The sequence below is a fragment of the Amycolatopsis sp. NPDC059657 genome, assembly GCF_042734395.1.
In the GTDB taxonomy this organism is placed as follows: domain Bacteria; phylum Actinomycetota; class Actinomycetes; order Mycobacteriales; family Pseudonocardiaceae; genus Amycolatopsis.
Map to the genome: position 1 here is coordinate 70,555 of NZ_JBHWEB010000032.1, position 6,192 is coordinate 76,746.

At 68.9% G+C, this 6,192-nt stretch carries 5 protein-coding genes; 3 read left to right on the forward strand and 2 right to left on the reverse strand.

The window, feature by feature from the left end; all coding sequences use genetic code 11:
- Positions 1-34: 34 nt before the first annotated feature.
- Positions 35-1,174 carry a glycosyltransferase 87 family protein gene (locus tag ACFV15_RS19345; RefSeq protein ID WP_378351850.1) on the forward strand — a complete coding sequence of 380 codons (1,140 nt, stop codon included), beginning with the start codon at positions 35-37 and terminating at the stop codon, positions 1,172-1,174.
- On the opposite strand, the gene ACFV15_RS19350 is transcribed toward ACFV15_RS19345, so the two are convergent.
- Complete coding sequence (locus ACFV15_RS19350) at positions 1,126-2,280, reverse strand: DUF1015 family protein (RefSeq protein ID WP_378351851.1); 1,155 nt, start codon at positions 2,278-2,280, stop codon at positions 1,126-1,128. The genes ACFV15_RS19345 and ACFV15_RS19350 overlap by 49 nt on opposite strands.
- Positions 2,281-2,388: 108 nt before the next feature.
- On the opposite strand from ACFV15_RS19350, the gene ACFV15_RS19355 reads away from it, so the two are divergent.
- The gene (locus ACFV15_RS19355; RefSeq protein WP_378351852.1) at positions 2,389-3,855 is read left to right on the forward strand and encodes an MDR family MFS transporter; all 1,467 of its coding nucleotides are present in this window, start codon (positions 2,389-2,391) and stop codon (positions 3,853-3,855) included.
- Between the two features lie 254 nt (positions 3,856-4,109).
- Here the strand turns inward: ACFV15_RS19355 and ACFV15_RS19360 are convergent, their stop codons facing one another.
- The gene (locus ACFV15_RS19360; RefSeq protein WP_378351864.1) at positions 4,110-4,973 is read right to left on the reverse strand and encodes a Ku protein; all 864 of its coding nucleotides are present in this window, start codon (positions 4,971-4,973) and stop codon (positions 4,110-4,112) included.
- A gap of 130 nt (positions 4,974-5,103) precedes the next feature.
- Here ACFV15_RS19360 and ACFV15_RS19365 point away from each other — a divergent pair.
- The coding region (locus tag ACFV15_RS19365; RefSeq protein ID WP_378351853.1) for a glutathione S-transferase family protein at positions 5,104-6,192 on the forward strand (1,089 nt) is incomplete at its 3' end.

A 6,192-nucleotide genomic window follows, 5' to 3' on the forward strand; every position in this document is an offset into this window, starting at 1 on the left:
GACGCGGCGGCCGTTTTCGATCACCGTTGCGGGTATGACATTCGCTCCGCGCTCACCACTGGCCGTGCCGGTCGTCGCGGCCGCCGCGTTCGGCGGGGTCGCGGTGCTCTGGTGGCTGCTCGGCCGTCCACTCGGGATCGACTCGTCGGTCTACCGCGCGGGCGGGCTCGCTGTGCTGCGCGGCGAACCCCTCTACGGGCACCTTTCCGCGCTTCCCGGCTGGGCGCCGGACCTGCCGTTCACGTACACGCCGTTCGCCGCGCTGCTGTTCACGCCGCTCGCGGCGCTGCCGATCCAGTTGGGCTGGGCCGTGTTCGCCATGGCCGCGGCGCCCGCGTTGTACGTGGCGCTGCGGCCGTTCACCGTCCACAGCGGACTGCTGGTGGCCGGCGCGTTCTGTCTCCAGCCGGTCTGGCAGACCGTGGGGCTGGGCCAGGTGAACCTCGTGCTGATGGCCGTCGTGGTGTTCGACGTGCTCGTGTTGCGGGGATCCCGGTACAGCGGCTTGGCGATCGGGGTGGCCGCGGCGATCAAGCTGATCCCGCTGATCTTCCTCGTGCATCTGCTGGTGACCGGCCGTCGCGCGGACGCGGGGCGGGCGCTGGCGTCGTTCGCCGGTGCGACCGGGCTGGCGCTGATCGTGCTGCCGGGTGACTCCGTCCGGTTCTGGACCTCGGCGATCTTCAACGACCATTTCGCCATGATGAAGGGCTGGGTGGGAAACCAGTCCTGGCAAGGGTTTCTGGCCAGGACCCTGCCCGGTGCCGGCTGGGCCATCGTGCTCGGCGTCGTGGTCGTCGGGGTGGGGACGTGGTTCGCCGTCCGGCGGCTGCACCGCGCGGGCGACGAGCCCGGCGCGCTGCTGGTGACCGCGGGGTGCGGGCTGGTGGTCAGCCCGATCTCGTGGACACATCACTGGGTTTGGGTCGTGCCCGCGATCGGGTATCTGCTGACCCGAGGCCACCGGTGGGTGGCGCTGGCGACGGCGGTCCTGTTCACCGGCTGGGCCACCGCGATCGTGCCGGGCGGCGGTGGCAAGGAACAGGACTGGAGCCTTCCGCAAGCCGTGCTCGGCAACGTCTACCTGCTCGCCGCACTCGGCGCGGGAGCTGTGTTGCTCGCCCGTCACAGGTCCGCGAGCAGAAGCCCGCTGCGCGGCTTGGGCGTGAAATAGGTGGCCTTGCGCGGCATACGGAGTCCCGCCGCGTGCGTGGCCAGCAGATCCGTCATCGGCACCGGGGCGAGCAGGAGTGTGGCGTCCACATCGGACAGCACCGTCCGGCCGCCAGGCAGGATCGGGACCAGCGCGGGGCCTTCCGGGTCGACGCCCAGTGCCTCGCGGATCAGCACCTGCTCCACCACCCGATGATCGATCGACGGCTCCCCCAGCGACGGCAGCCGCACCCGCAACGCCGACGTCCCGGCGACCACGACCACCGAGCCGACGGCCACGGTCCGGTCCTCGGTCTCGCGGACGTCGAGACCGGCCGCACGCCACCGCGAAGCCATTTCCTCCAGCGAAAAGCCGGTGCCGACGAGCGCGCGGTGAATCGGCCCGATCTCCAGGCGCGGTCCCCCGGTCACCAGCGCGAGCAGTGAGCCCGCCGGGGCGGAAGCGGCGACGCGGTGATTGCCGTCGGCGACCAGCAGCGTGTGCCGCTGCGCCAGCTCGATCACCTCGTCCTGATGGTCGCCCTTGCCCAGCAGCCACAGCCTGTGCCGCCTGCCCACCGAGTCCAGAGTGGACACCGCGGGCTCGTCCAGCGTGGTCAGGATTTCGCGGACCTTCTCCGTCAGCACCCAGCCCTCGGCTTCGGGCACCAGCAGCGCAGCGCTGGTCGCGCAGCCCAGGCCAGCCAGCATGGCCGCCCGCTCCGCCACGACGTCCGGGTAGACGTCCTCGGTGTGCCGGACGCGCGAAACGCCGTCGGCGCCGACGACAGCGGGGTCGACCATGCAGAGGACGCCGAGCACGGACCCGTCCGCGCCGTCGATCTCGTAAAGGCCGACCACATCGGAGACCGGCTCGTAGTGATACGAGCGCAAATAGGACAAAGCGGCCCGTGCGATCGGCAGCGCCTCGGTCAGCCCGAGTCCCGCCGCCAGCGCGGCCGGAGTGCGGTGCGGATGCTGCACGGCGAGCAGTGTGCCCTCGGCGCCGCCGGGGACGGCGAGCGCCGCGGCGACACGCGCGGGGTCGCCGAACTCGTCCACGTCCGGCCCCGGCACGCGGTCACGCACCACCCAGCCGTTCCGGATCGGCCGCACCCAGCAAGTCATCCGCTCATCAAATCAGTTCGCCGTGGTTCCGCGCGTCATGGAATGCTTGCGTATGCGAAACAGTTGACTCGAAGAGTCGATACCGGGGATGCCATGGAAGGACCGCGCATGACCGACACTGTGTCCAAGGGGGTCGGTCTCCGTTCGGAGCGCGGCCCGGTGCTCGCCGCGGTCATGCTGAGCACCGGGTTGGTGGCGCTCGACAGCACGATCATCGCGACCGCGGTGCCGTCCATTGTCCGCGATTTGGGCGGTTTCACCCAGTTTCCGTGGCTGTTCTCGATCTATCTGCTGACCGCGGCCGTCACGACGCCGCTGTACGGCAAGTTCGCCGACGTGCTGGGCCGCAAGCCGGTGATGTTCTTCGGGATCGCCGTGTTCCTGCTGGGCTCCGTGCTGTGCGGTGCCGCGTGGAGCATGCCGGTGCTGATCGCCGCGCGTGCCATCCAGGGCATCGGCGCCGGCGCGATCCAGCCGATGAGCATGACCATGATCGGCGACCTCTACACGGTCGAAGAGCGCGCCAGGGTGCAGGGCTACGTCGCGAGCGTGTGGGCGATCGCCTCGGTCGTCGGTCCGACGCTGGGTGGCGTGTTCTCCGAGTACCTGGACTGGCGCTGGATCTTCTTCGTCAACCTGCCGCTCGGCGCGATCGCCGCGTGGACGCTGGCGCGCAAGTTCCCCGAGCGCGTCGAGCGCCAGGAGCACCGCATCGACTACGCGGGCGCCGTACTGCTCACCATCGGCTGCTCGCTGCTCATCCTCGGCCTGCTCGAAGGCGGCGTGACCTGGGGCTGGGCGTCACCGGCCAGCCTGGTGATCTTCGCGGTCGCGCTGGTGCTGCTGGTCGCGTTCGTCTTCGTGGAGCGCAAGGCGGCCGAGCCGATCCTGCCGCTCTGGGTGTTCGGCCACCGGATCCTCAACAGCGGCAACCTGGTCGCGCTCATCGTCGGCGCGGTGATGATGGGGCTGAGCTCCTATCTGCCGACCTACGCGCAGGGCGTGCTCGGCTTCGGCGCGCTGGCGGCGGGCTTCGCGCTCGCCGCGCTGACGATCGGCTGGCCGATCTCCGCGAGCCTGTCCGGCCGGATCTACCTGCGGATCGGCTTCCGCGACACCGCGCTGATCGGCAGCGGGGTGATCAGCGCGGGTTCGGTGGTCGCGGCGCTGCTCGGCGAAAAGTCCTGGCTGGGGCTGGCCGCGATCTCGGCGTTCATCCTCGGGATCGGGCTGGGCCTGCTGTCGAGCCCGACTGTCGTGGCCGTCCAGTCGACGGTCGGCTGGGACAAGCGCGGCGTGGTGACCGCGACGAACATGTTCTGCCGGTCATTGGGCAGCGCGGTCGGCGCGGCGATGTTCGGCGCCATCGCGAACGCGACACTGGCCAACGAGGAGTCGCTCTACCAGGCGACGCACAACGTGTTCCTGGCGCTGGTGGCCGTCTCGGCGCTGGCGGTCGCGGCGATCCTGCTGATGCCGCGGCACACCGCCTCGATCAAGACGCGTGGAGCAGGGCCTCGGCCGGAAGAGCCACACACGGGCAGCCACCCTCAACCGTCAGGCAGTCAATCGTGAACTCGTGCCGGATGACATCGAGGTCGACGCAGCCAGGCTCCATGCATTCGACGTCGCCGGACGGGTGAACGATCAGGGTGCCGTGGCAGTGGTCGAGTTCGGCGACGCACAGCGCACACATCATCGTTTTCCACGCCTTCCACGAGGTTCCTTCAGCGGTCACCCTCTTAGTACCACCGGGGACCGACAAATTCTGGCACCTTCGCGGCGTGTCGCCTCGCATACTCCCTTGAAGACCGATAACGCAACCGGTGCTATGCGGACTTGCTCGACCGGCGCGCCGGAGCCTTCTTCTCGGCTGCCGCGGCGGGCTTCTTCCTGGTGGTGGCGGCGGGTTTGCGGGTCTTCTTGGCCTCGCTGACACTCGCCTGCAGCGCCGACATCAGGTCGACGACCTCGGCCTTCGCACCCGGCTTGGCGGCCTTCTTCGTGGTGCCGCCCTGCGCCTTGGCCTCGATCATCGCCTCGAGTGCCTCACGGTAGGTGTCGGTGTACTTGTCCGGCTCGAAGACCGGTTCGGACATCGAGTCGATCAGCGAACCGGCCATCGTGAGTTCCTGGGCGCGCACCTGCGGCGCCTCTTCGCGCAGGAAGCCGAAGTCCGGGGTGCGCACCTCGTCCGGCCAGAGGATGGTGGTCATCACCAGCACGTCCGACACCACCCGCAGGATCGCGAGCGACTCACGCTGGCGGATGGCGACCTTGGCGACCGCGACATGCCCTGACTTGTGCAACGCGTCCCGCAGCAGCACATACGGCTTGGTCGCGGTCTTCTGCGGCTCGAGGTAATAGGTCTTGTCGAACTGGATCGGGTCGATCGACTCGAGCGGCACGAACTCCAGCACGTCGATCAGCTTCGACGTGGACAACGGCAGCTCGGCCAGGTCCTCGTCGGTGATCACGACCATCTCGCCGTCTTCGAGCTCGTAGCCCTTGGCGATCTCGGCGTACGAGACCTCTTCACCGTCGATGGTGCAGACGCGCTTGTACTGGATGCGGCCGCCGTCGGCCTCGTGCACCTGGCGCAGCGAGACGTTCTTGTTCTCGGTCGCCGCGTAGAGCTGGATCGGGATCGTGACCAGTCCAAAAGAGACTGAGCCCTTCCACATAGCCCGCATCGCCATCGACCTCCGCCATCTCAACGAGGTGCCTGCATACCCACGGTACCCTGGGCGGTGAGCTGGGAAAACTCCAAAGCGATCATCTCGGCGAACGCGTGTTCGAGGATTCATGGTTACCATCGGGACCATGAAGGCCGGTGAGACACCCACCCGTGAACTCGTCCGTGATCCGATGGCGTTCACCGACCGCGTGACGGCGGACGCCCGAGACGGCTGGCCCGTCGAGGCGAGCCGCTATCGCCTGGTCATCAACCGCGCGTGCCCCTGGGCGCACCGCGTCAACATCGTCCGCAGGCTGATGGGCCTCGACGAGGCGATCTCGCTCGCCATCACCGACCCCGTCCAGGAGGACATCGACGGCGACGCCCACTGGGTGTTCACCGAAAAGACCGGCAGCCCCGGCGGCAAGGACCCGGTGCTCGGCATCCACGCGCTGCGCGAGGCCTATCTCGCGCGCAAGCCGGGCTACACCGGCGGGGTCAGTGTGCCGGGGCTGGTCGACATCCCCACCGGGCACCTGGTCAGCAACGACTTCGGGCAGCTGACCATCGACTTCGGCATCGAATGGGCGGCGCTGGCCCGTCCCGGCTCCCCCGTGCTGTACCCGGAGGCGCTGCGCTCCGAGATCGACGCCTTGAACGAGGTCGTCTACCGCGATGTGAACAACGGCGTCTACCGCTCGGGGTTCGCGCCGCACCAGGAGAGCTACGACCGGGCCGTGACCGCGTTGTTCGCCAGGCTCGACGAACTCGAAGAGCGGCTGACCGGGCAGCGTTATCTGGTCGGCGACACGATCACCGAGGCCGACATCCGGCTGTTCACCACGCTGGTCCGCTTCGACGCGGTGTATCACGGCCACTTCAAGTGCAACATCCGCAAGCTCATCGAATACCCGGCGCTGTGGGCGTACGCGCGCGACCTCTTCCAGACCCCGGGTTTCGGTGACACCACGGACTTCGACCACATCCGCTGGCATTACTACTACGTCCACTCGGCCATCAACCCCACACGCGTGGTGGCCGCCGGGCCCGACCCTCGCGCTTGGCTCACCCCGCACCACCGGGAGGACCTGGGCGGCCGTCCCTTCGGCGACGGCACCCCGCCCGGCTCTCCCCTGGAACCGGTCCCACCACTGGGGTGGGGGGGTGGTGGGGCGGGGGATAGAAGGGGAAACACACACAAACCCCCCCGGGGGGGGCGCCGGGGTTGGGGGTTG